This is a genomic window from Kistimonas scapharcae (assembly GCF_039540975.1).
Taxonomy (GTDB): domain Bacteria; phylum Pseudomonadota; class Gammaproteobacteria; order Pseudomonadales; family Endozoicomonadaceae; genus Kistimonas; species Kistimonas scapharcae.
In genome coordinates, this window is sequence record NZ_BAABFL010000480.1 from 1 (window position 1) to 23,343 (window position 23,343).

Genomic DNA, 23,343 nt, shown 5'->3' on the forward strand with positions numbered 1-23,343 from the left:
CGGGTCATTGATTACTCACTGACCACCCCCTGTTTAAGTTGGAAATTTCAGAAGAGGCGACAACTATGCTGGCACAGGGGGCACTGCCATTCGCCAAAAGTTGAATGAGGATTTGGAAGCAGCTTTTCCTAAAAAGCCCCTGAATCTATTGAGAGTCAGTAGTGATCCTGCCATCACTCAAGCCTGGGAAGATATAAGTATGACAAGCTCTGGCAGCGCACCACAATTACGGCACCCGAGAAAAAAAACTAAGAGCCTCAAGCAAGCTGAATTTTTAACACCAGAGGAAAAGCATTCTCTATATCCTTCAGTACGACGTGTAGAGGAAATGACATCAACAGAAGCGCCTTCATCTGCTCATAGCGACCCTGAAATTTATTACCCCTACGATACGGGTCTTATACACTTCCGAAACACAATATCCCCAAATTTTTTAGGTAAATATTCACTTCGTGCTCCAGTCCTAAATCTACAAGAACGAGCACCAAGTCTGGATTTGAATGCTGCATATTCCAAAAGAAAAAAATCTAAGGTTGATTCTTATGGCGCAGAGAGCAAATCTAAGCTGGGCTTCCCCTCATCACTGTCGTTGTTTCCTGAGTTTAGCAGCGAAACAGAATCATCAGGAGATTCACATTCAGCTGACAAAGAAACTTCGATGGGTACCATCGAGGCTAAAACACGAAAAAACCCAGCCACTAGCCATGAACGCATCCTCGATGAACCTAAGCATGAAGGGAGTAAATCTCCTGACCATGAACCATCTGAATTATTAACCGAGGCAGCAGCACCCTTACCCAAAGCAAGCTTTCAAAGAAAACAGATGAAAGTGTTTGCTTATGATGAATCATTAACACCTTCTCCAAGACTTTCTCCGATGGGTAGCGATAATGAAAGAAACGGCAGCAGCTCACCCGACGGGCTCTCCCCTTTTGAAATCGAAGAAAGTAATAGGGAGCAAACCCTAGAGGGTATTTCAGAATCTGAAGAATCAAAAAGTGACACAGAGGAAATATAATGGAATTTTCATAGTGATAAAAAAACCTGCCATAACATCTGGCAGGTTTTTTTATATTTAAGTTTTCCAGTAAAGGTTATCCAGTACAAACCGGCACAGTCATGCCCTCTTCCGGATTACCAGTCATCCACTCGTTAAGCGCCTGCAGGTCTTCCGGGCTCAGGGTGCCGGCAGTCTGCTTCAACTTCAGGGTGTTGATGATGAAGTCATACCGCGCATTGAAATAATCACGCTGTGCGGAATACAGCACTTGCTGAGCATTCAATACATCCACAATATTCCGGGTACCAACCTCATAACCACTTTCCGTCGCTTTCAACGCGCTACGCGCTGAAACGATACCCTGGCAACGAGCTTCAATGCGATCCACATCAGTATTCACCGTACGATACAGGTTACGGGCATTCGTGGTGGTCTGACGCAGTGTCAGGTCCACAGTCTGCTGGGATTCTTCCAGACGGTAACCGGACTCACGCACCTTGGAGCTGGTCGCACCGCCGGAGAAGATCGGCATGCTCAGTTCCAGGCCGTAAACGGTATTGTTGCTCTTGCCGTTCCAGCCCAGTGTGGCATTCGCAGTGGACGGGTCATTGATATGGCTATAGGTGGCCACAGCGTTCAGCGTCGGCGCATGACCAGACTTACTGACACGCAGCTGCTCTTCGGCCACATTCACGCCCTTACGCGCGGCTTCCAGCGTCAGGTTCTGGGCGATGGCAGTATTCACCCACTCTTGCGCAATAGCAGGAACCGGGGTATTGACTGGCATCCGCTTATCCATCTGGGCAATCGCCGGTACGCCGACATTCGTTATGGTAGTCAGGTTTTCCAGTGCTACTTCCACATCATTGGTACCCTGGATGCGGGTAACGCGGGCCGCGTCATAAGCCGCCTTGGCTTCATACACGTCGGTCTCGGCGATCAGGCCGACTTCAAAGCGCTGGCGGGTCTGGTCCAGCTGTCGCTTAACCGCTTTTTCTTCGGCTTTTGCAGTGGCCAGGTTGTCCTGGGCACGCAGCACGTTGAAGTACGCTTCAGACACCCGCATGATCAGGTTCTGCTGCTCAACGCTGAACTGGATCCGCGCCTGCTCGCTCAGTGCTTCAGCGCGCTCAAAGTTAAACCAGGATTCCAGGTTGAACAACGGCTGACGCAGGGTGGCGGACCAGCCATGGGAATTCCAGTTATTGGTCCGGTCACCGGCTCCACCCACATTGGAAAGGGGGGTAGAAACCAGCTGGGAAGATCGGTTATCTGCCGTATTGGCAGACATGGAAATATTCGGCAGCAATGCTGCACGCCCCTGCGGTACCACTTCCGTGCTGGCTTTCCAAGACGCACGGGCCGCCGCCAGCTGGGCGTCATTCTTTAACGCAAGATCATAAATTTCGAGCAGATCCATGGGCTGCTCTGCCTGAACGGTCATTGCGCATGTCAGCAACGTACCACTCAGGAGGGATAAAAAGCGCTTCGATACCATTACCTGTTTCCTTTACTCTCCACAGGTGCTTTAACCTGCCCAACACGATTTGAACTACGCTTTGTGCTTCAAGCCGGTCAGCGCGTGCATACAGTGATAAAAGCGTGGATGTTAACAGATATGCGCCACAGATATCTGCGGAACCTGTAAAAAATGTTCACATCACTCGGACGGTGGCTATGTAGCTGGCACCATAGGTTGACAACATCGGAAAATATGAATAAACCAGCCTGTTAGATTACTACAAGAACGTAACCACCACCCCGGGATAACTGACATAATGAGTGATCTTCCGCGTTTCCTCAGCGAGTCCGCCCAGGCCGACCAGCAGGCCGTACAACCCTTCCCCAACTCACGGAAAGTGTACCTGACCGGCAGCCGGCCCGATATCCGCGTACCGGTGCGGGAGATCAGCCTGTCAGACACCGTGACAGAATCCGGCAGTGAGAAAAATGACCCGGTGCTGGTTTACGATACTTCCGGGCCCTATACCGACCCGGATGTCGAAATCGATATTCGCAAGGGGCTCGCCCACCTGCGTAAACATTGGATAGAGGAACGGGAAGACACTGAGCAGCTGGCTGCCTTCACATCCGAATACGCCAACCGCAGCCTGCAAGACCCAAGACTGTCACACCTGCAGTTTGGTCTGATACGCACGCCACGCCGAGCCCTGCCCGGTCGCAATGTCACCCAACTTCATTACGCCCGTAAGGGTATCATCACGCCGGAGATGGAGTTTGTCGCCATCCGTGAAAACATGAAACTGGAAGCATTGCGGGAACAGGGGCTTCTCGACAGCCAACACCCCGGCCAAGATTTCGGGGCCAGCATTCCTTCCGTAATTACGCCGGAATTTGTGCGCGATGAGATTGCCCGTGGTCGTGCCATCATCCCGAACAACATCAATCATCCGGAAAGTGAACCGATGATCATCGGCCGTAACTTCCTCGTGAAAATTAACGCAAATATCGGTAACTCTGCCGTCACCTCTTCCATCGAAGAAGAAGTGGAAAAAATGACCTGGGCTTCCCGCTGGGGCGCGGATAACGTCATGGATTTATCGACAGGGGAAAACATCCATCAAACCCGTGAATGGATACTGCGCAACTCGCCGGTCCCTATTGGCACTGTCCCGATTTATCAGGCGCTGGAAAAAGTGAATGGCGTCGCCGAGGCTCTGACGTGGGAGATATTCAGGGATACCCTTATTGAACAGGCCGAACAGGGAGTCGATTACTTTACCATTCATGCCGGTGTCCTGTTGCGTTATGTTCCCATGACCGCCAAACGCCTGACCGGCATTGTCTCCCGCGGTGGTGCGATCATGGCCAAATGGTGCCTGGCGCATCATCAGGAAAACTTCCTGTATACCCATTTCGAAGAAATCTGCGAGATCATGAAAGCCTATGATGTCGCCTTTTCTCTGGGGGATGGACTACGTCCAGGCTCAATTAACGACGCCAATGATGAAGCCCAGTTTGCAGAGCTGGAAACATTGGGTGAGTTAACCAAAATTGCCTGGAAGCATGATGTTCAAACCATGATCGAAGGCCCCGGCCATGTCCCCATGCACATGATCAAGGTCAACATGGAAAAACAGCTGGCAGAGTGTGACGAAGCCCCCTTCTACACACTGGGTCCGCTGACAACCGATATTGCACCGGGTTATGACCATTTCACGTCAGGTATCGGTGCCGCGATGATCGGCTGGTTTGGCTGCGCAATGCTGTGCTATGTCACCCCCAAGGAACATCTGGGCTTGCCGGATAAAGACGATGTCAAAGAAGGCCTGATTACCTACAAGATTGCTGCTCACGCGGCCGACCTCGCAAAAGGTCATCCCGGGGCACAGGTACGCGATGATGCACTGTCCAAGGCCCGGTTCGAATTCCGCTGGGAAGACCAGTTCAACCTGGGGCTGGATCCGGATCGCGCCCGCGAATTCCACGATCAGACCTTGCCGCAGGAAGGTGCCAAGGTCGCGCACTTTTGTTCCATGTGTGGCCCGAAATTCTGTTCCATGAAAATCACCCATGAAGTACGGGACTATGCCGCCCAGAACAATCTTGACGTCAGCAAAGCGCTGGATTCCGGAATGAAGGAGCAAGCGGAAGCCTTCCGAGCCTCAGGCAGCGAGTTGTACAGCAAAGCGTAAAAAACCTTTTTTGCCATTGATTCTGTCAAATTTCCAAAAACTTTTTGAATTTGACAGAATCAAAAACCCCTGTAATTAGCACAGCCGTGTTTTATTTCAATCCAAAAGTGATAGTTTCACCTGACTATACTTGACCTGAAAAAGACATTATTCGTGCAGCGTAAATTGGACAACCAAGGACACAGGAGCGTAATCAGATTGGCAACCATAGGTCAGCTTTCACACCGCCGCAAACCTTACCAGGTGAATCTGGTGAGACAGCATGTGCTGTGCGAGATGAACTATGTTCGATTGATGAAGCTGATCGCCGGGAATGCTTCGGATGAGTGGATGATTGGTTTTTCTTTCCACGGGCAAACCTGTTCTGTCCATTTTCAGATCACCAGTCGCAGCCGTTACACCACCGTCATCGACATTACACAAGACAACCGGTTCAACTGGCTGCCCTGCCAGAAAATGCAGGTGCGCCTTTACCACGATGTCCGCATGGCCGAAGTCATCAGTTCCCAGCGCCAGCGTGACTTCAAACCCCGCTACAACTACCCCAACGCGCTGATGTACCATCCCGACGAAAAGGAGCAACTCAACCTGTTCCTGGCCGATTGGCTGGAACACTGTCTCAACAACGGTTACCTCTTCGAAACGATTGAGCAATAACCCTGAAAATTCTTCTTCAGTACTGCCAAGAAATTAACAGATTCTGCTTATTATTTCGGGTAATCTTCCTTCCCGTAACGATACGATTCACGCCTGAATGGAGAGTGAGGATTGGGCAGGCACGGCGTCAGCAAAATCGTCCAAATAACTGACTGTCACCTGTTTGGTGATGCGGATGGCACCTTGCTTGGGATCAATACCCGCGACAGTCTCAATGCCGTGCTGGCGTTGGTCAAAACGCACAGCGCAGACGCTGATCTGGTCTTGGTGACCGGTGATATCTCTCAGGATGATTCAATCGCCTCTTATGCCTTCTGCCAGCATGCACTGGAAACACTCGGTATCCCCTTTGTGTGGCTGTACGGCAATCATGACGAGCCTGAGCGACTGGCCCAAACGCCTTTTGCCGCCAACTTCCCTCAAGCGGTACAACTGGGTGACTGGCAGGTGCTGCTCCTACACAGCCAGATCACCGGCGCCATCCACGGCGAACTGGTTAACGGCGAACTGACCAGGCTGTCTGCGGCCCTGTCAGCCTCCCCTGATCGACCCACGCTGATCGTCACCCATCATCACCCCTTACCGGTCGGTAGCGAATGGATGGACGCGATAAACCTCAGAAATGGGCGACACCTGTTGGAATTACTGACCACGTCCCCACAGGTCAAACTGCTGATTCATGGCCATACTCATCAGGCTGCTGAAGTTCAGGCAAACGGCGTCACGGTGCTGGGAACCCCCTCAACGTGTGTCCAATTCCTTCCGGCCAGCCCTGATTTTGCAGCCGACACCCGACAACCAGGCTATCGAGAAATCATCCTCGAGTCTGATGGCTGCTTCTCTAGCTAGATTTACCGCCTAGCCCCAGGAACATTCCTGCCAGATCGTTCTGAAACGGGGTATTAGCGACCAAAGGGGTAACAGCACCTGCCTCATTATAGATCTGCACAATAAACCCTCTCACTTATATGCGAAAACTGCATTACGCCCTGGAACTTTCCCGCCAGAATATTGCCTAAAGTGGAAATAGGAGTTGTAAGAAAAGGGCGTCATCATGGGACGATCCAAGTCTTGGGATAAAGAAAACTAATGGAGCACATGGTTAAGCCGACCGTCTGGAACTGAAAAAGCACCAACCCGAGTTGCAATGCTCAAAGCGCAAGTGAGCCGAGAGCAACCACAATCATATTGAAAAAATTCGTTGAAAAAAGAAATTAAGAAAAGAGCTGAGTGACAAGCTGGAAAATGACGTTCTTGATTTCTTTGATGAGGGTGACCGGCAGCCATCACTCATAAAAAAACAAAGTCAAACCATAAGTGACATGGAGAAGTGAAAATGTCATTGACTAACCTCCCATCTAACCGCTACAAATTACGCTTTCTCGACGCATCGTCTTTTGAACTAAATAGAAAAGAAGGTTCACGCCCATCAAAGTTATGGAAGGCGCTATGTAGTTTTTGTTTTGGCCGCACCGTAGAACTATCAGAGATACAGGAGCACCATCGCCGCTGTGGGAATAACACAATTCTCGGACGAACTATCATTCAAAGAAGAATCATTGAGAGAAGGATCACACCTATACAACCAGCAGCAACACCAGAGACGAGTTATCCCGAGCCCAAGACATCCACACGACCTACCGTCGTACCTCCCGCCAGCCCGGGTAACAACAACAATTCAACGACTATACCCACTTCAGACTTCTTCATGGGGCTGGGCAAAAAGGGACATGACGATGCAGATATTGCTGGAAATGCTTCGACACCCATAGTCACACCAGCAACAAGTGTCACACAAGACCAGCACCCTCTGCAGAGTAGAAAAGCTTATATTCCGCCTGTTCCCGAAACCAGTAATCATGGTGGTAAATTTGTTTCAGATAGTAATATAAGAGTACCATTCACGCATCAAAATATAGCCTTAACACCCGATGAGGTGTTTTCTTTGGGTGAAATCGCAGCAGACCATACTGAAATAGAGTCGCAAAGAAATGACTTTATTGATGAAGATGATTTAGAAGAATGGGAAACAACGCTAAAAGATGAAGAACTATTATTTGCAGATGCAATGCCTGAAAAGTTAGCACAGTGCCTCGCCAACAAATTCAAGCATCAAAATCGAAGCATCGATAGCATTAGCCAACAAGAGTTTCAACACACTCTATCAGAGCTTGTACACGACATCACAGATAAAGGAATAGACATTACATATACTGCAATTAAAGATCACGCAAGAGGAGTGATCGGAGAAAATACCCTAGTAGGCAATGGGCACACACTTTCAAAACTGATGGAATTTGACTCCTATATTGATCATCAACGTCAAATAGAGTGTTTTGATAAAGTTATGCGTATTTATTTGCAAAAAACAGCCCCCCCTACTTACTGGAACCCAGCTATTCCTTTCTATAGAGGAGGTGAAGCACACGGAGAAAGAAAACATCAAAGAAATTTGCTCAAAGGTAAACTACCTTTTAAAAACAAACGTATCAACCGCAAACTACAAGTCTATGGCAATGGAATCTATGTTAGTAATGAAAGGCCTGTTGCAGACAGGTATGCCAGTAAAGCAGAACAACCGACCGTAGTTAAAATACACTGCGGTCAACATACACCCATACTTGACGTACGTGTTTTAAAGGATTTTGAAACAGCCGTATTGCAATCTATGAGTGAAGATGATCGAGAAACAACTCGAGGTTTAAGTTTCAAAGAATACTTCCAGAAATACTTTAAGCTACCTGTAATCCTTCAGGTTACTGACAATTATTTTTTATTCAAAAACCCTTCTTCTATCGAATCTGTTACCGTTATGCCGACTCATAGTAATGATCAAAATAGCTATGACATTTCCATACATCGATTAGATGGTGATAACAAAATCATCGGAAATCCAAAAAGCTTTTCAGAAGAGCATCTAACAGATGGCATTAACCTAGAGCACACAGAATACAAAGCACATGGTTACTGTGATGATAACGGCGCACTAGAGCTTCCGGTTTTAAAATTTCAAGATAAACATGGAGTAACAAGACATGTAGCCAAACACCCTTTCAAACCCAAACCATATTGGGTAGTTAAACTAGATCCGGCAACAATCAAAGAAGCGAAAAAACAGTTCATACTGGAACCCTCCGCAGAATTCTTAAAGAAAAGATACGAAACCAAACGGCAAGATATTGCGCACCAAAGAAAAATGCAGGCTATGTTTTTGATGGAAAAAACCAGACAACTATTCATTACAAAGTTTAATGAATGATGCTGAATCCAAGCAAAAGTCCAACAGATACCAATTAGAGTCAGTTCGCTAATAACTTTAAGATGTGAAAATATAACTCCTTACACCTAATACCTGCCGAATAATCGCCATGTTATTGTTCAGATTGCTTATCCCATGCACTATCAACGTGTTAGTGGTATTACGACCTCTTCCGTCCCCCCCAACTTTGCAGCTAACACCCTGCATTAGACTATCGGGAGCTTACCCGCTACCCCGAAGTCAGCTTCTCGAGCAATATTTACCTTTTGCCTAGGGGCGACGTCCCTCAGACTGCTCTGAAAGGTGGTATCGACTCCCCCTCTTAGCTAACATAGAGCGCCACAATAAGCCCTCTTCCGGATATGCGAAAACCGTATTACGCCGTGGAACTTTCCCGCCAGAATATTGCCTAAAGTGGAAATAGTAGCTGTAAGGAAAGGACGTAGTCATGGGACGATCCAGGCCCTTGGATGAAGAAGACAATGAGGCACTTGGCTGGACGGATGGCCAGGAACTGAAAAAGCGTAAATCCGAAGAACAACGCTCAAAACGCAAGCGATCCAAAAGCATTCACAAAGGTATTGAAAAATACTTTGAGAAAAAGAAATTAAGGGAAGAACTCGGTGACGAGCTGGAAGACGATGACCTTGATTTCTTTGATGAGGATGACGATGACTGGTATCAACACTGATTCCACTCTGTATCTATCAAAGCGGGAATAATCCTTATCCCGCTTTTTTACTCACTTTGTTGGTTCAACTGTTGAGCCCTGACAAAAAACGACTCACGATCCGGTTAAACAATTCAGGTTTTTCCGCATGCAACCAGTGGCCGGCTCCCCCAATCACTTTTAACTGGCTCGCTGGAAACAGTAACAACACTTGTTTTTGATGTGCACTATCGATGTAATCCGAACACTCTCCCTTCACGAATAATACCGGCCCCTCATAGGGCATATCGCCGGTGGGTGCTAAGCGAATATTCTGATAACTGCCGTGAATACCTGTGAGATTCACACGCCATACATAACGCTCTTCTGGTGTTCTTACGAGATTACGCAACAGAAACTGACGAACACCGGACTCAGCCACATGCCCCGCCAGTATTTGATCGGCTTCTTTGCGCTGATGAATCTCGTGTTCAGCGACCGCAAACATTCCTTTAAAAACATCGGTATGCCAAGCTGGATATTCAACCGGTGCAATATCCGCAACAATCAACCCTGTCACGCGTTCTGGCGCGTCCAATGCAAGCTGCATCGCCACCTTGCCGCCCATGGAGTGTCCCAGCAGGACCGATTTATCAAGACCATTGTCGTCCATATAGGCCAACACATCAGCAGCCATGGAAGGGTAATCCATCACATCGGTATGTGGTGAAGCGCCATGATTCCTTAAGTCCAGCAAATGAACGCAGTAGTCACTTGCCAGTGCTCTTGCAACAACCCCGAGGTTGTCGCCTGCACCGAACAGACCATGAATAAGAATCACCGGTTTACCGGCACCGCTGGTTTTAGCAAAAAGTTTTACAGGCATCAGGACGTACAGTTGTTGATAGCGACAAACAGTATTGGACGGGAAAAGTACTTATATTACCAGCAAACCCCACTCACTAAACTCCAAATCCCGGTGTTATGGAAAAATGTCCCTTCCGGTTATCCGTTAGGAGCTTCAGAGAACCAACCATTTGGAGAAGAACGATGAGTACCAGCTCCACATCGGGTATGAACCCATGGCGTCTATGGAACCGCCTGCCACTGTGGCAGAAAATCCTGGCCGGCATGGTGATAGGCATCATAACAGGGGGAATTATCGGGCCTGATGCCATCGTACTGAAACCCATTGGTACGATTTTCGTCAACGCTATCAAGATGTTAATAGTGCCCCTGGTCTTCTGTTCACTGATTGTCGGCGTCACCTCGATGCAGGATACCGGCAAAATGGGACGTCTCGGACTTAAGTCCATTGTCTTTTATTTGCTGACCACCGCCATTGCGATTTCCATCGGTCTTGCACTCGGTCACTTCCTGGCGCCCGGCGAAGGCATGAACCTCATTGCCAAAGAGCAGGAAGCGGTTAAGGAAGCTCCAAGCCTTGTCAATACACTGGTCTCCATTATTCCCAACAATCCGGTTAAGGCGATGGCCACTGGCAATATCCTGCAGATCATTGTCTTTGCCCTCGCACTGGGTATTTCACTGAATCTGATTGGTGATCACGGTAAACCGGCTATCGCGATTTTCACCAGCCTGGCAGAAGCCATGTATAAACTGACCGGCCTGGTCATGGTATTTGCGCCATACGGTGTGTTTGGTCTGATGGCCTGGGTTTCAGGCGCCTACGGCATGGATGTCCTGTTGCCGCTCATTAAGGTGATCGCTGCCGTTTATATTGGCTGCCTGTTACATGTCTACGGTTTCTACGGCGCCGTGATTGCACTGATCGGACGCCTGAATCCCATGCGTTTCTTCAGTGGTATCGTCGACGCTCAGGCCATTGCCTTCACCACCTCCAGCAGTGCAGGCAGCCTGCCCGTCAGCCTGCGCTGCAGCCAGCGACTGGGCGCCTCCCGGGGCACATCCAGCTTCATTCTGCCACTGGGTGCGACCATCAACATGGATGGCACCGCGCTGTATCAGGGTGTCACTGCACTATTCGTGGCGCAGGCGTTTGGCGTTCCGCTAACGCCGGGTGACTATGCCACTATCATTGCGACCGCCACTTTGGCATCCATCGGTACCGCCGGTGTTCCGGGTGCGGGTCTGATCATGCTGACACTGGTACTGACAACTGTCGGTCTGCCTATGGAAGGTGTTGCGTTGATCGCCGGTATCGACCGTCTGCTGGACATGGCACGTACCATGGTGAACGTCAGTGGCGACTTGATGGTCACCACCCTGGTGGCCAAGAGTGAGGGTGAACTCGATACCGAACTCTATAACGGCACCAGGAAATTCGTCGAAACGACACCGTCCTGATCACCACTATACGACTGCGTCGCGTCGATTCAGGCCCACAGATTCGACGCGACGCAGACGCTTTCTTGATCCACGTCAGTATTCGTTTTCCCCAGTCCTTTAGCCTCTTGCAGTTTTCTGTAACGCAGAATCGTTCTGCCCTCGCCATGAGTGATTGACCTCGTATGAGTACCTTTGAATTCAGTCTGGATGCTTATCTTTCTGATCTTGAGCCCCTGATCAATGTGGATTGCGGCACCTGCACCCCGGAAGGCGTTGCAGCCATTGCTGACCTGATGACGGCCCACTACGAGAGCATTGGCTGGCATGTCACCCGTCATCACGTCGATGACCGGGCAGGCCCCTGCCTGAGCGTGACCAACAAGCCGGAAGCCACCGAATATGATGTGTTGCTGGTCGGCCATATGGATACCGTCTTCCCCAAGGGCACCGTGGCTGAACGTCCCATGTCTGTCCGTGAAGGTCAGGCTTACGGTCCCGGTGTTGCCGATATGAAATCCGGTCTGCTCAATGCGTTCTACGCCTTAAAGCATCTGCCACAGACCATGACCGACAAACTGGCGATCTGCGTTGCCATGAACTGTGACGAGGAAATCGGTAGCATCTATTCCCAGAATTTCATTGAATCCATGGCGAAGAAAAGCAAACAGGTTCTCGTTTGCGAAGCAGCCCGTACGGATGGCTCACTGGTCAAGGCCCGTAAAGGTCTGGCCGTGTACGACATCGAATTCCACGGTCGTGCCGCCCATGCCGGCAACGAGCCCGAAAAAGGCATTTCCGCCATCACCGAAATGGCCCAGTGGATTGTTGAACTCAACAAACTGACCAACTTTGAAAACGGCACCACCCTGAACTTCGGCGTTGTCTCCGGCGGCAGTGCGGGCAATGTTGTCCCCGAGCATGCCAAGGCCTGCCTTGATATCCGTTTCTGGAATAACGCGGATTACGAACAGATTGATTTCCGTCTGCACGAACTGGCGGAAAATCCGTTCCTGCAAGGCATTCGTATCGAAAAGGTTCGTACGGCTCACAAACCGGCCATGGTGCCCAGCGAGCAGACTGAAGCCCTGATGGCACTGGTAGAAGCCTGCGGTCGTGAAGAAAATATCGACATCACCTGGCAGGCCGTCGGCGGTGGCAGTGACGCCAACTTTACGGCAGCCCTGGGTATTCCGTCCCTGGACGGTCTGGGTCCCATTGGTGGTGCCATGCACAGTGACAAGGAGTTCCTGGTACTGGACTCCATTGAGCCCCGCATCCGACTCCTGCAGCGCGTTCTGACGCGACTGGCCGACTAATCTGCCTCTGATTTCGCCGGCAACATGCCCTTTATGTGTCGGCGAACCATGACGAATACCCTTTCCTGTTGCTAAGCTGACTAGATAACACTGTAAAAAAACAGCTTATTTTCATAACCAGATAGTATCGTTTTACAGCCAATAACAAGGAATCGTTATTGGACAAGGTTGTCAGGCAAGGGATTATGCTAAAAAAATTATTATTGCCCTCCATCTTCATTCTGCTCGCTTACGGTTTCTGGATCAGCCCCGATTTCAAGGTCATCGCCGCCGGTATCGCTGTCTTTTTGTTTGGGATGCTTTGTTTGGAACAGGGGTTCAAGGTCTTCACCGGCGGTATTCTGGAACAACTGCTGAACCGTACAACACGTACACGAACGGGCAGTTTCAGTTTTGGTTTATTTTCTACAGCGTTTCTGCAATCCAGTTCACTGGTGTCTGTCATCACCCTGTCGTTTTTAAGTACCGGGCTGATCACATTGATCCAGGGCACGGGAATTCTGTTTGGTGCAAACCTGGGATCTACGTTCGGCACATGGCTGGTCGCTACATTGGGCCTGAAAGTCAAAATATCCACCTATGCCATGCCGCTACTGGTCTTTGGCACCCTGCTGCAACTGCAGAAGAACCGCCAGCTGAAAGGCTGCGGGTTCGCCATTCTGGGGTTAGGTTTCCTGATTCTCGGTATCCACTATGTGAAAGAAGGCTTTGAAACCTTCAGCAATGGCAGCGGACTCTTAGCTGCTTATAGCGATGAAGGACATATTCTCGCCTTTGTCTTGGCCGGTATGGTGCTCACCGTCCTGATGCAGTCCAGCCATGCCCTGCTGGTGCTGACTATCGCCGCATTGGCCAGCGGACAACTGGGCTATGAAGCTGCGCTGGCCATGTGCATCGGTTCCAACATCGGCACCACCGCAACCACCTTTCTCGGCTCCATCAGTGCTGGCAGTGATGGCAAGCGCCTGGCGTTTGCCCACCTTGTCTTCAAAATGGTGGCGACCGTCATCATTCTTCCGCTGCTACCGCTGTTTATCCTCCTTAATGATGAGCTTGCCGCACTTCTGGGGATTGCCGCGACTGATTACACACTGAAACTGGCGCTGTTCCACACGCTGTTCAACCTGCTGGGCGCAGTGATCCTGATGCCATTTCTGCCTCAGCTGGTTAAAAAACTTCAGCGAATGTTTCTTACTAAAGAAGAAGGCAACACACTGCCTCTGAGCATGCCGGATGGTCAGACAGAGCGAGCCATATACCTCACCGATGCAGCTCAAAATCATCCCGAAGCCGCACTAAAAGCCCTGCAACAGGAATGTGCCCGCCTCTATCGCAATACGGTGACCCTGATTTGTTTTGGTATTTACCTTAACAGTGAGCAATTACTGAAAAGCCGTGACCTGGTCGCCCTGACCAGTGACCGGGTTCCCCCCTGGCCTGACTGGGGTATCAACAAGCTCTATAAGCGGCATATTAAGGGTATCTACAACGATATTCTTGAATACAGCAGTGTCATGGAAGGTGAGCTGGATAGACATCAGTCTTCCGAACTATTCGCAACAAAACTGGCCTGCCGTAATTTCATTGAAGCCGTTAAAGACCTGAAACATCTGAATAGCAATATGGCACGCCATATTCATTCCGATAATGCGCTGGTGAGAGAGCAGTACAACCAACTTCGCCGACGCATCGCTGTAACCGTGAAGGAGATTCAGATCATCAGCGACAATGGTCCGGATGAAGTTATTGCCAGTACGGACCAGCTAAAACTGCGTTTACACCAGCAGGATCTATTAACCAGTGGCGAACTGGATCGATTGATTCAAAGCGGAGAGGTGGATTCTTTCGTTGCCAGTTCACTTATTAACGACAACGGTTATGTACATACCATCTGTAATAGTCTGATTGATGGGGCAGTCATCGTCATGCTGGGCGGGAATGCCGATATTATGCGCCTTGACGAAGAAGACCCCTCCCCCACCTTCGACCAGTTTGATACACCGGAACCGAGGAAAAAAAGCCGCTCCGGATTTACGATCATCAACGGCCGGCGCTGAACCCTCAGCGCCTGACCGACATCTTCATTTACACGGCGACTGGCGCCTTGATATGTGGATGCGCCTGGTAATCCTGCAGTTCAAAATCTTCAAACCGGAAATCGAAGATGTTATTAACAGCAGGATTCAGTTTCATTGTGGGTAAGGGATAGGGCTCACGGGCCAACTGAGTTTCTACCTGCTCTGCATGATTTGAATAGAGGTGTGCATCACCAAACGTATGCACAAAGTCGCCCAACTCAAGATGGCAAACCTGGGCAATCATCATGGTCAATAAAGCATAGGAGGCGATGTTGAAGGGAACACCCAGGAAGATATCCGCACTGCGCTGATACAGCTGGCAGGATAGTTTTCCATTCTGTACATAGAACTGGAACAGGCAGTGGCAGGGTGGTAACGCCTGCTTTCCATTCGCCGCATTCTCACGGGGCTTCATACTGACATCAGGCAATACGACAGGGTTCCAGGCGCTGACTACCAGACGACGGGAGTCGGGGTTTGCCCGGATTTCCTCAATAATATTGGCAATCTGGTCGACCACCTCACCATTGGGGCCTTCCCAGGAACGCCACTGTTTGCCATAGACTGGGCCCAGGTCACCGTCTGGTGTCGCCCATTCATCCCAGATGGAAACCCCGTTTTTCTTGAGGTAAGCAATGTTGGTCTCTCCCCGGAGAAACCACAGCAGTTCATGAATAATGGAACGAAGGTGGCACTTCTTGGTGGTCACCAGCGGGAATCCCTGGCTGAGATCAAACCGCATCTGGTAACCAAACACACTCCACGTACCGGTACCGGTACGGTCATCCTTGTAGACGCCCTGCTCTTTCACATGACGCATCAGGTCCAGATATTGTTTCATATTTGCCCCAAACTATTTACTGACTTCGCCGTGGGCTGCCAGCCACTGGCGATCATCGCTGTTCGCGCCATCCACCAGGGGATATCGACGATAACCCAGCCAGATCAGCAATACGCCACCGGCAATCATGGGTGTCGATAACAGCTGCCCCATGGTCAGCCAGTCCCAGGCGATAAAGCCAAGCTGGCTGTCCGGCTGCCGAGCGAACTCAACGATGAATCTGAAAATACCGTAACACAGCAGGAACAGACCCGACACCGCCATTCGCGGCCGGGGTTTACGGGAAAACCACCAGAGAATACAGAAAAGCGCAACACCCTCCAGGGCAAACTGATAAAGCTGCGAGGGATGCCTGGCCAGCTGCTCGGGGTCACGGGGAAAGATCATGGCCCAGGGCACATCCGATGCCCGTCCCCAGAGCTCTCCACCGATAAAGTTACCGATACGTCCAGCTCCCAGGCCGAAGGGAACCAGTGGCGCAATAAAATCTGTCATCTGGAAAAACGATTTATTGAGTTTCCTGCCATAGAGGTACATGGCCAGCAAGACACCCAACAGTCCACCATGGAACGACATGCCGCCTTCCCAGACCTTGAACAACCAGAGCGGATCACGGAGAAAATAGTCAAAATGGTAAAACAACACGTAGCCGAACCGGCCACCTACCACCACGCCCAGCGCGGCAAAGAAAATCAAGTCACCCAGCTGTTCCTCTGACCACAGACCACCGGATGTCCGACAACGACGATGGCCCAGCCACCAGGCCATGGCAAAACCGGCCAGGTAGGTCAGACCATACCAGTGCACCTGTACAGGTCCGATGGCAATAGCCACCGGATCAATGGCAGGATATTGAATCAAACGTCAGCTCCCGATAATAAATTTCAGACCAATAACCAATAGCAACAAGGCAAACAGGTAACGCAACTTATCCGCAGGCAACCGGTGGGCAATGACGGCCCCCAGCCGTGCACAGGGCACACTCGCCAGCACGATGCCAATAAACGCCGGCCAGTAAACAAAGCCCGTACTGTATGCCGGCAAGTTAGGGTTTGCATAACCCAGCAACATATTAACCAAGGCACCAACAATGGCGATAGGTAGGCCACATACGGAAGATGTTCCTACGGCCCGTTTCATCGCCATTCCATAGCGGGTCAGTAACGGTACGGTTAACGTACCGCCACCGATACCAAATACCGCAGAGACATAACCGATGCCTCCTCCATAGGCTCCCAGTCGTGCAGGACCGGGCATACTGCGAGTCGACTGCTGACGGCCGCCTCGATATATCCGCCAGGCAACCAGTAAAGCAAACATGCCAAGGAGGCTTTGTAGCAGACTCCCGCTGATACGAACGGCCGTCGCAACACCCAATACGGCACCCAGACAAATACCCGGAACCAGGTAACGGAACGCTTTCCAGTCAATACCGCCTTTCTGGTTGTGGCTGTATATGGAACTCAATGAGGTAGGAATGATTGTCGCGAGCGAAGTCCCCACCGCCATGTGCGTCAGCACTTCCGGAGACACCCCCTGCAGATGAAGCACAAAAATCAGTGCCGGAACAATAATAATGCCCCCCCCGACACCAAACAGACCGGCCAGCAAGCCCGCCACTGCGCCAGCCAGCAGGAATCCGATTACAAACATATCAATCTCCACTCCGGCTGGTATTCACTGCGATGAACCTTGTGATAACCTGATTAATAAAGGTTTTGGAACAACCGCACAATAAAAAGGCTGAATCGCATGTGTCTCATCGCCCTGCGCTGGTCACCCGATGCTGAATGGCCGCTGATCGTAGCGGCCAATCGTGATGAATTCTATCAACGTGCATCAGCTCCCGCCCATCACTGGCCCAACAACCCCGGACTCTTTGCCGGACTCGACAAACAGGCCGGTGGCACCTGGCTGGGTATCAATACCCAGGGACGTTTTGCCGCTGTCACCAACTTCAGGCGACCGGGCGAAACCGGCACCATCAGCCGTGGTGCCCTGCCCCATGACTTTCTGACGGGTAATCAGACCGCTCAGGAATATCTGGATTCGCTGCAGGAAACCAGTCAGCAGTTTGCCGGTTTTAACCTGTTAATCGCCGATGATACGGGACTCTGGTACTTTACCAATCGAAGTCAAACGACGGCGGACGGAAATAGTCTACAACAACTCTCACCGGGAACCTATGGACTGAGCAACCACCTGCTGGATACACCGTGGCCAAAGTTGTTGCGACTGAAAGAAGGCTTTATCCAGGCAAACGATAAACCGTCACCGGATGTGGCCGCCCTGATAGCCCTGCTTCAGGATGACTGGCAGCCAGAAGACACGGAACTCCCTGACACCGGCGTCGGTATGGCACGGGAACGCCTGCTAAGTTCATGCTTTATCAGCAGCCCTGTTTATGGCACACGGACCAGCACTGCCCTGATCCTTAACCGCTATGGCCGGTTAAGCTGGCATGAGCAACACTATGGGCCGGATGGTGTCATGGAAGATCGATACGCTTGGGAATTGATGCTGAAGCCCGGCTGGATGACAACAACGGCGATCAGTCCGACTGAACCGATGAGAACGGCCTAATAACAGCAGCGCTGATGAGGAAGATCAGACAGGGTCGCCTTGCCATCGTCCGCCAATCACCTGATCCAACCCCTGCTTTCTTAGCGCAAGCTCCAGTGTGCTACGGATAATTCTCGGATTATCCATCGTCATCACATCATCCAGAATCGCCTTGGCCTGACTGCGCTTCATGCTTCGCAGCGTCCACTTTACTTTCAACAGCTGGGTCGCATTCATCGACAACACATCATACCCCATGGCCATCAACAGCACGGCAGCTGCCGGATCGCCCGCCATTTCGCCACAGATACCCACGGGCTTTCCTTCCTGATGCGCATCGTGAACAATTTTCTGCAGTGCCTGCAGTACTGCGGGATGCAAGGAGTGATAGAGATCTGCAACCCGGGGGTTATTTCTATCAACGGCGAGAATATACTGGGTCAAATCATTGCTGCCCACGGAGAGGAAATCGACCCGACGGGCAAAATCGCGCACCTGGTAAACCGCCGCCGGCACTTCAATCATGACCCCAATCGGCGGCAACAAGACATCCAGACCTTCACTCTTCACTTCGTGGTGTGCACGGTGCACCAGATGAAGCGCTTCTTCCACTTCGGAAACCCCCGTCACCATCGGCAACATAATCCGAAGGTTATCCAGACCGACGCTGGCCTTGAGCATGGCCCGAACCTGAACCAGAAAGATTTCAGGGTGATCCAGTGTCACCCGAATACCACGCCAGCCAAGGAATGGGTTATCTTCACGAATGGGAAAATAACTGAGTGACTTATCGCCCCCAATATCCAGGGAACGCATCGTGACCGGACGAGGCGCAAACGCCGCTAGCTGTTCACGATAGATTTTTTCCTGTGCCAGCTCACTGGGAAAACGTTCCCGAATCATGAAAGGGACTTCCGTGCGATACAGACCAACCCCCTCTGCACCATGATCAAGGGATCTGACCGTATCCGTCATCAAGCCGGTATTCACCCAGAGGGGAATACGGTAATTGTCCGGCGTGACACACTGCTTATCCTTGAGGGATTCGAGCCCCTTGGAAAACTGCTCCTCTTCATCCACAACTTTCTGGTAGTGACGCAGCATTTCCACGGAAGGAGATGAATAGACGCGCCCCAGATTACCGTCAACAATGAGTTCTCGACCCGCCATACGGTCATAAGGCAGATCCACGGCACCCATGACAGTGGGAATGCCCATCGCACGCGCCAGAATTGCCACATGAGAATTCCCTGAACCCAGTACCGATACCAAACCCACCAGGCTTTCCCGTGGCACTTCACCCAGCATGGCCGGGGTCAGCTCTTCGCTGACGACCACGCATTTCCCGGGATAGGTGATCGAGACCTGTTCTTCTTCCTGCAGGTAAGACAACACCCGACGTCCAAGATCACGTACATCCACTGCCCGTTCCTGCAGATAAGGGTCATCCATCATCTCAAAGTGCCGGACATGCTCGTCCACTACCTGGCGCAAAGCCCCCTGCGCCCAGGAACCCGCCTTGATCAGCTTGCAGACTTCAGCCCCCAGCGCCTTGTCGTCCAGCATTCTCAGGTAAACATCAAACAGTGCCTGCTCTTCAGGGCGAAGATCCGAGAGTTTTTCTGCCGTTGCCCGCATGTCTTTGCGAACAGCTTCAAGCGCACGATTAAACAGCGTCAGTTCAGCCTCAACATCATCGGCTTTCTTTTCGGGAACAACGCTCAAATCCGCCGGAGGCGCCAGCACAACGGCAACACCAATAGCGACACCCGGCGCACCGGCAACGCCATTGAAACGAACCGACTTTTTCTGTTTACCGGCCGGCACAACATGCAGAGAACCTGTCGCCTCAGCATGGGCTATAACCCCTGCCAACTGGGCCGACATGGTGACAAGAAAGGATTCCTCACCTTCGTCATAACAGCGCTGGGCCTTGTGCTGAACCACCAGCACACCCAGCAGATTACGGTGATGGATAATCGGGACACCAAGAAAAGACTTATAGTCTTCTTCGCCGATGCCCTTTATATGGCTGTACTTTGGATGAGAGGGCGCATCGTCGAGGTTGATGGGTTCTTCGCGCAAACCGACCTGCCCCACCAACCCCTCAGAACGCCCGAGCGTGACCTTGCCAACCGCTTCCCTTTTGAAACCTTCATTGGCCCTCAGGGTATAGCGACTGGTTTCTTCATCGTAGAGATAAACAGAACAGACCTCCGTCTGCATGGCCACCCTGACGCTGCGCACAATAACGTCCAATGCGGTCTGGAGATCCCGTGCCGCACCCACATCCTGGACGATCTTGCGCAACGTTGTCAGCATGCCAAACCTTCTGTGTCAGTCCTCCAGATGGCGAATCCGCAATAAACGGCATTCTCCCTGTATCATCGGGCAAGCCCCTGCGTGTGCAGGCTCATCATGCGCGGTGCCAGCTCTTTCATGGCCCGCCGATACACTTCCCGCTTGAACGCGACCACCTGACCCAACGGGTACCAGTAGCTGACCCAGCGCCAGTCATCAAATTCCGGGGAACCGGAACGATCCATACGAACCCTTTCGTCAGGGCCCAGCAATTCCAGCAGAAACCATTTCTGTTTCTGTCCGACACACAGCGGAAAACTGTCCCGACGCACCAGCCGCTTGGGCAGCCGGTAACGCAGCCAGCCGCGGGTACAGGCCAGTATCCTGACATCCCCGCGTTCTAGCCCGACTTCTTCGTAAAGCTCCCGATAGAGTGCATCTTCGGGGCTTTCGTCATCATTGATTCCGCCTTGTGGAAACTGCCAAGCATCCTGACCGATTCGTCTTGCCCACAACACCTGTCCCCGACGATTCGCCAGGATGATGCCGACATTGGGCCGAAATCCATCCGAATCAATCACATGGTTGACCTTATAAAAACTATTGCCAAGCATTGTTTCACAGTTCCCGCCACTTCGGCAAACCATAAAACCATCGCGGCTTTTACTGCCCTTAAGGAACGAGAGTCCCGAATCAAAATCCTCCGATTAAGCCTGTTCCCACGCCCCGCTCTTGATTACCATGCCGCCATGAAACACCAATAATGAGGAACAACGGACATGGCGCTTGTGCTGTTTGACCTGGACAATACCTTGCTGGCGGGTGACAGCGATCACACCTGGGGGGAGTTCATCGTGGATCGTAAACTGGTGGATGAGCAGGCTTACCGGAAATCCAACGACCAGTTCTACCAGGATTACCTGCAGGGCAAGCTGGATATCAAGGCGCACCTCGCCTGTTGCCTCGCTCCCTTGACTGAGCATTCCATGGAAACGCTGCACCAGCTGCGTGAAGAATTTGTTCAGGAACGCATCGTGCCCATGATTGCCAAAGAGGCACGTGAATTGATTCGCCGTCATCGGGAAGCAGGCGACACGTTGATGATCATCACCGCGACCAACCGATTTGTGACAGAGCCCATTGCCCACTTGCTTGGCATTGACCTGCTGCTGGCCAGCGATGTCGAAATTAAGGGTGGACAATATACCGGCAAGCCGGAAGGTATCCCCTGCTATCAGGAAGGTAAGGTAACCCGCTTAAAACAGTGGCTGGATGAGAACAAGGAAATATCGCTAGAAGGCAGTGTTTTTTACAGCGATTCACATAACGACCTGCCGCTGATGGAAATCGTTGATAGCCCAGTAGCAGTTGACCCGGATGAAACGCTGACAGCCACTGCCAAGGAAAGGAACTGGCCCATTATCAGCCTGCGCTGAGCCATTGGCAGCTTATGGAAAAACCATAAGCTGCTTGTTTTCTGTCTGACAGATTAAACGGTCACACGGCAGAATAACGCCTTGATATAAGCCGTTTCAGCGATAGCCGGATGAATCGGATGATCTGCGCCCTGATGACATTCCGCCACCAGCTGCAGGTTACGGTCGAGATGACGACTGGCGGCACGCAGGGTATCAAGTAAGCGATCCCGCTCCAGATGCATAGAGCACGAACAACTCACCAGCAAACCATCCCGTTTCAGGAGTCGCATCGCCAGCTCATTGATCCGACGATACGCCTGCTCGCCGGCACGGATATCTTTTTTACGTTTAATAAACGCAGGCGGATCAACAACCACCACATCAAATCGCTGCTCGCCGGCATGAAGCTCCTTGAGTGCAGCAAAAGCGTCGCCTTCAAACGTCGCCACCTTTTCACCTACACCGTTGAGTTCCGCATTCTGATGGACATATTCAAGCGCGGTCGCAGAACTGTCCACACAGTACACCTCTTCTGCACCCGCGACTGCGGCTTGAACACCCCATCCACCGATATAACTGAAAACATCCAGCACCCGGGCACCCTTGACCCACTGATTCAGTTGAGCCCGAGCCGGCCGGTGATCATAGAACCAGCCGGTTTTCTGACCATCCCGTACAGGCGCAACAAATTGAGTGTTATTTTCTATCAGTGACACACCATCTGGCACTTCACCCCAAGGGGTTTCAATATATTCAGGCAGCGCTTCAAGCTTACGACCGGATCCATTGTTACGGAACAGGATGCCGGCAGGCTTGAGCACTTTAACCAAAGCCTCGACAATGTCCTCTTTCACCGCTTCCATGCCCCAGGTGGAGATCTGCACCACCAGGTAATCACCAAACCGATCCACCACCAGACCGGGCAACAGGTCGCTATCACCATATACAAGGCGGTAGTACGGCTCAGAAAACAGCCGTTCCCGCAGCCCCAATGCGATCTTGATCCGATGCACCAGCAGGGATTTATCCAATGTGTACTGGGTATCCCGGCTAACCACCCGCCCGCAGATCAGGGTATTGGGATTGACAGTAGCGATAGCCAGTGGCTTTCCCGTCGAGGATTCAACCACCGCCTGCTGCCCTGCGGAAAACCCCGCCAACGGCGTTGCGGCAGTATCCACCTCATTACTGTAAATCCAGAGGTGGCCAGCCCGCAGACGTTTGTCTGCATTTTTTTTCAGCCGCAGCGGCGCGCATGTCATAAATCAATACCTTTTGCCTGAACAGGCAATGAAA

At 51.3% G+C, this 23,343-nt stretch carries 19 protein-coding genes; 11 read left to right on the forward strand and 8 right to left on the reverse strand.

Annotation, left to right across the window (positions count from 1 at the left end):
• Positions 1-112 precede the first annotated feature (112 nt).
• Positions 113-1,018 carry a hypothetical protein gene (locus tag ABD892_RS26170; protein WP_345199312.1) on the forward strand — a complete coding sequence of 302 codons (906 nt, stop codon included), beginning with the start codon at positions 113-115 and terminating at the stop codon, positions 1,016-1,018.
• Positions 1,019-1,094: 76 nt separating this feature from the next.
• Here ABD892_RS26170 and ABD892_RS26175 read toward each other — a convergent pair whose 3' ends face one another.
• Positions 1,095-2,498: a TolC family outer membrane protein gene (locus ABD892_RS26175; RefSeq protein ID WP_345199313.1), complete on the reverse strand. Its 1,404-nt coding sequence runs from the start codon at positions 2,496-2,498 to the stop codon at positions 1,095-1,097.
• Between the two features lie 280 nt (positions 2,499-2,778).
• Here ABD892_RS26175 and thiC point away from each other — a divergent pair, with 280 nt between their 5' ends.
• The 5 genes from thiC to ABD892_RS26200 all read left to right on the forward strand — a co-directional run bounded on the left by thiC (position 2,779) and on the right by ABD892_RS26200 (position 9,263).
• Positions 2,779-4,656, forward strand: a complete 1,878-nt coding sequence (gene thiC, locus ABD892_RS26180; RefSeq protein ID WP_345199314.1) for a phosphomethylpyrimidine synthase ThiC — start codon at positions 2,779-2,781, stop codon at positions 4,654-4,656.
• Positions 4,657-4,854: 198 nt separating this feature from the next.
• Complete coding sequence (locus ABD892_RS26185) at positions 4,855-5,313, forward strand: DUF1249 domain-containing protein (RefSeq protein ID WP_345199315.1); 459 nt, start codon at positions 4,855-4,857, stop codon at positions 5,311-5,313.
• 111 nt (positions 5,314-5,424) lie between these two features.
• On the forward strand, positions 5,425-6,162 hold the full coding sequence (cpdA, locus tag ABD892_RS26190; RefSeq protein ID WP_345199316.1) for a 3',5'-cyclic-AMP phosphodiesterase: 738 nt from the start codon (positions 5,425-5,427) through the stop codon (positions 6,160-6,162).
• A 487-nt stretch (positions 6,163-6,649) separates the two neighbouring features.
• Positions 6,650-8,572, forward strand: coding sequence for a hypothetical protein (locus tag ABD892_RS26195; RefSeq protein ID WP_345199317.1), 1,923 nt, complete (start codon positions 6,650-6,652; stop codon positions 8,570-8,572).
• A 448-nt stretch (positions 8,573-9,020) separates the two neighbouring features.
• Complete coding sequence (locus tag ABD892_RS26200) at positions 9,021-9,263, forward strand: hypothetical protein (protein ID WP_345199318.1); 243 nt, start codon at positions 9,021-9,023, stop codon at positions 9,261-9,263.
• A gap of 64 nt (positions 9,264-9,327) precedes the next feature.
• On the opposite strand, the gene ABD892_RS26205 is transcribed toward ABD892_RS26200, so the two are convergent.
• Positions 9,328-10,107 (reverse strand): alpha/beta fold hydrolase, encoded by a 780-nt coding sequence (locus ABD892_RS26205; protein WP_345199320.1) that lies wholly within the window; start codon positions 10,105-10,107, stop codon positions 9,328-9,330.
• A gap of 164 nt (positions 10,108-10,271) precedes the next feature.
• Here ABD892_RS26205 and ABD892_RS26210 point away from each other — a divergent pair, with 164 nt between their 5' ends.
• The 3 genes from ABD892_RS26210 to ABD892_RS26220 all read left to right on the forward strand — a co-directional run bounded on the left by ABD892_RS26210 (position 10,272) and on the right by ABD892_RS26220 (position 14,904).
• Positions 10,272-11,549, forward strand: a complete 1,278-nt coding sequence (locus ABD892_RS26210) for a dicarboxylate/amino acid:cation symporter (RefSeq protein WP_345199321.1) — start codon at positions 10,272-10,274, stop codon at positions 11,547-11,549.
• A gap of 164 nt (positions 11,550-11,713) precedes the next feature.
• Positions 11,714-12,847 (forward strand): M20 family metallopeptidase, encoded by a 1,134-nt coding sequence (locus ABD892_RS26215; RefSeq protein WP_345199322.1) that lies wholly within the window; start codon positions 11,714-11,716, stop codon positions 12,845-12,847.
• 185 nt (positions 12,848-13,032) lie between these two features.
• Entirely contained in the window at positions 13,033-14,904 is a 1,872-nt protein-coding gene (locus ABD892_RS26220) for a Na/Pi cotransporter family protein (RefSeq protein ID WP_345199324.1), read from the forward strand.
• Between the two features lie 28 nt (positions 14,905-14,932).
• Here ABD892_RS26220 and ABD892_RS26225 read toward each other — a convergent pair whose 3' ends face one another.
• From ABD892_RS26225 to ABD892_RS26235, 3 genes are read right to left on the reverse strand one after another with little or no spacing between them, the layout of a single operon-like run.
• A complete protein-coding gene (locus tag ABD892_RS26225) occupies positions 14,933-15,766 on the reverse strand; it encodes a thymidylate synthase (RefSeq protein ID WP_345199325.1) in 834 nt (277 codons plus the stop codon).
• A gap of 12 nt (positions 15,767-15,778) precedes the next feature.
• Positions 15,779-16,627, reverse strand: a complete 849-nt coding sequence (gene lgt / locus ABD892_RS26230; protein ID WP_345199327.1) for a prolipoprotein diacylglyceryl transferase — start codon at positions 16,625-16,627, stop codon at positions 15,779-15,781.
• 3 nt (positions 16,628-16,630) lie between these two features.
• Positions 16,631-17,419, reverse strand: coding sequence for a sulfite exporter TauE/SafE family protein (locus tag ABD892_RS26235; RefSeq protein WP_345199328.1), 789 nt, complete (start codon positions 17,417-17,419; stop codon positions 16,631-16,633).
• Positions 17,420-17,518: 99 nt separating this feature from the next.
• Here ABD892_RS26235 and ABD892_RS26240 point away from each other — a divergent pair, with 99 nt between their 5' ends.
• The gene (locus tag ABD892_RS26240) at positions 17,519-18,349 is read left to right on the forward strand and encodes an NRDE family protein (protein ID WP_345199329.1); all 831 of its coding nucleotides are present in this window, start codon (positions 17,519-17,521) and stop codon (positions 18,347-18,349) included.
• A gap of 24 nt (positions 18,350-18,373) precedes the next feature.
• On the opposite strand, the gene ptsP is transcribed toward ABD892_RS26240, so the two are convergent.
• Together ptsP and rppH are read right to left on the reverse strand one after the other, a co-directional pair.
• On the reverse strand, positions 18,374-20,650 hold the full coding sequence (gene ptsP, locus ABD892_RS26245; protein WP_345199330.1) for a phosphoenolpyruvate--protein phosphotransferase: 2,277 nt from the start codon (positions 20,648-20,650) through the stop codon (positions 18,374-18,376).
• A 62-nt stretch (positions 20,651-20,712) separates the two neighbouring features.
• Positions 20,713-21,210, reverse strand: coding sequence for an RNA pyrophosphohydrolase (gene rppH / locus ABD892_RS26250; RefSeq protein WP_211826648.1), 498 nt, complete (start codon positions 21,208-21,210; stop codon positions 20,713-20,715).
• A 198-nt stretch (positions 21,211-21,408) separates the two neighbouring features.
• On the opposite strand from rppH, the gene ABD892_RS26255 reads away from it, so the two are divergent.
• Positions 21,409-22,065, forward strand: coding sequence for a histidinol-phosphatase (locus tag ABD892_RS26255; RefSeq protein WP_345199331.1), 657 nt, complete (start codon positions 21,409-21,411; stop codon positions 22,063-22,065).
• 53 nt (positions 22,066-22,118) lie between these two features.
• On the opposite strand, the gene ABD892_RS26260 is transcribed toward ABD892_RS26255, so the two are convergent.
• Complete coding sequence (locus ABD892_RS26260; protein ID WP_345199332.1) at positions 22,119-23,309, reverse strand: class I SAM-dependent rRNA methyltransferase; 1,191 nt, start codon at positions 23,307-23,309, stop codon at positions 22,119-22,121.
• Positions 23,310-23,343 lie beyond the last annotated feature (34 nt).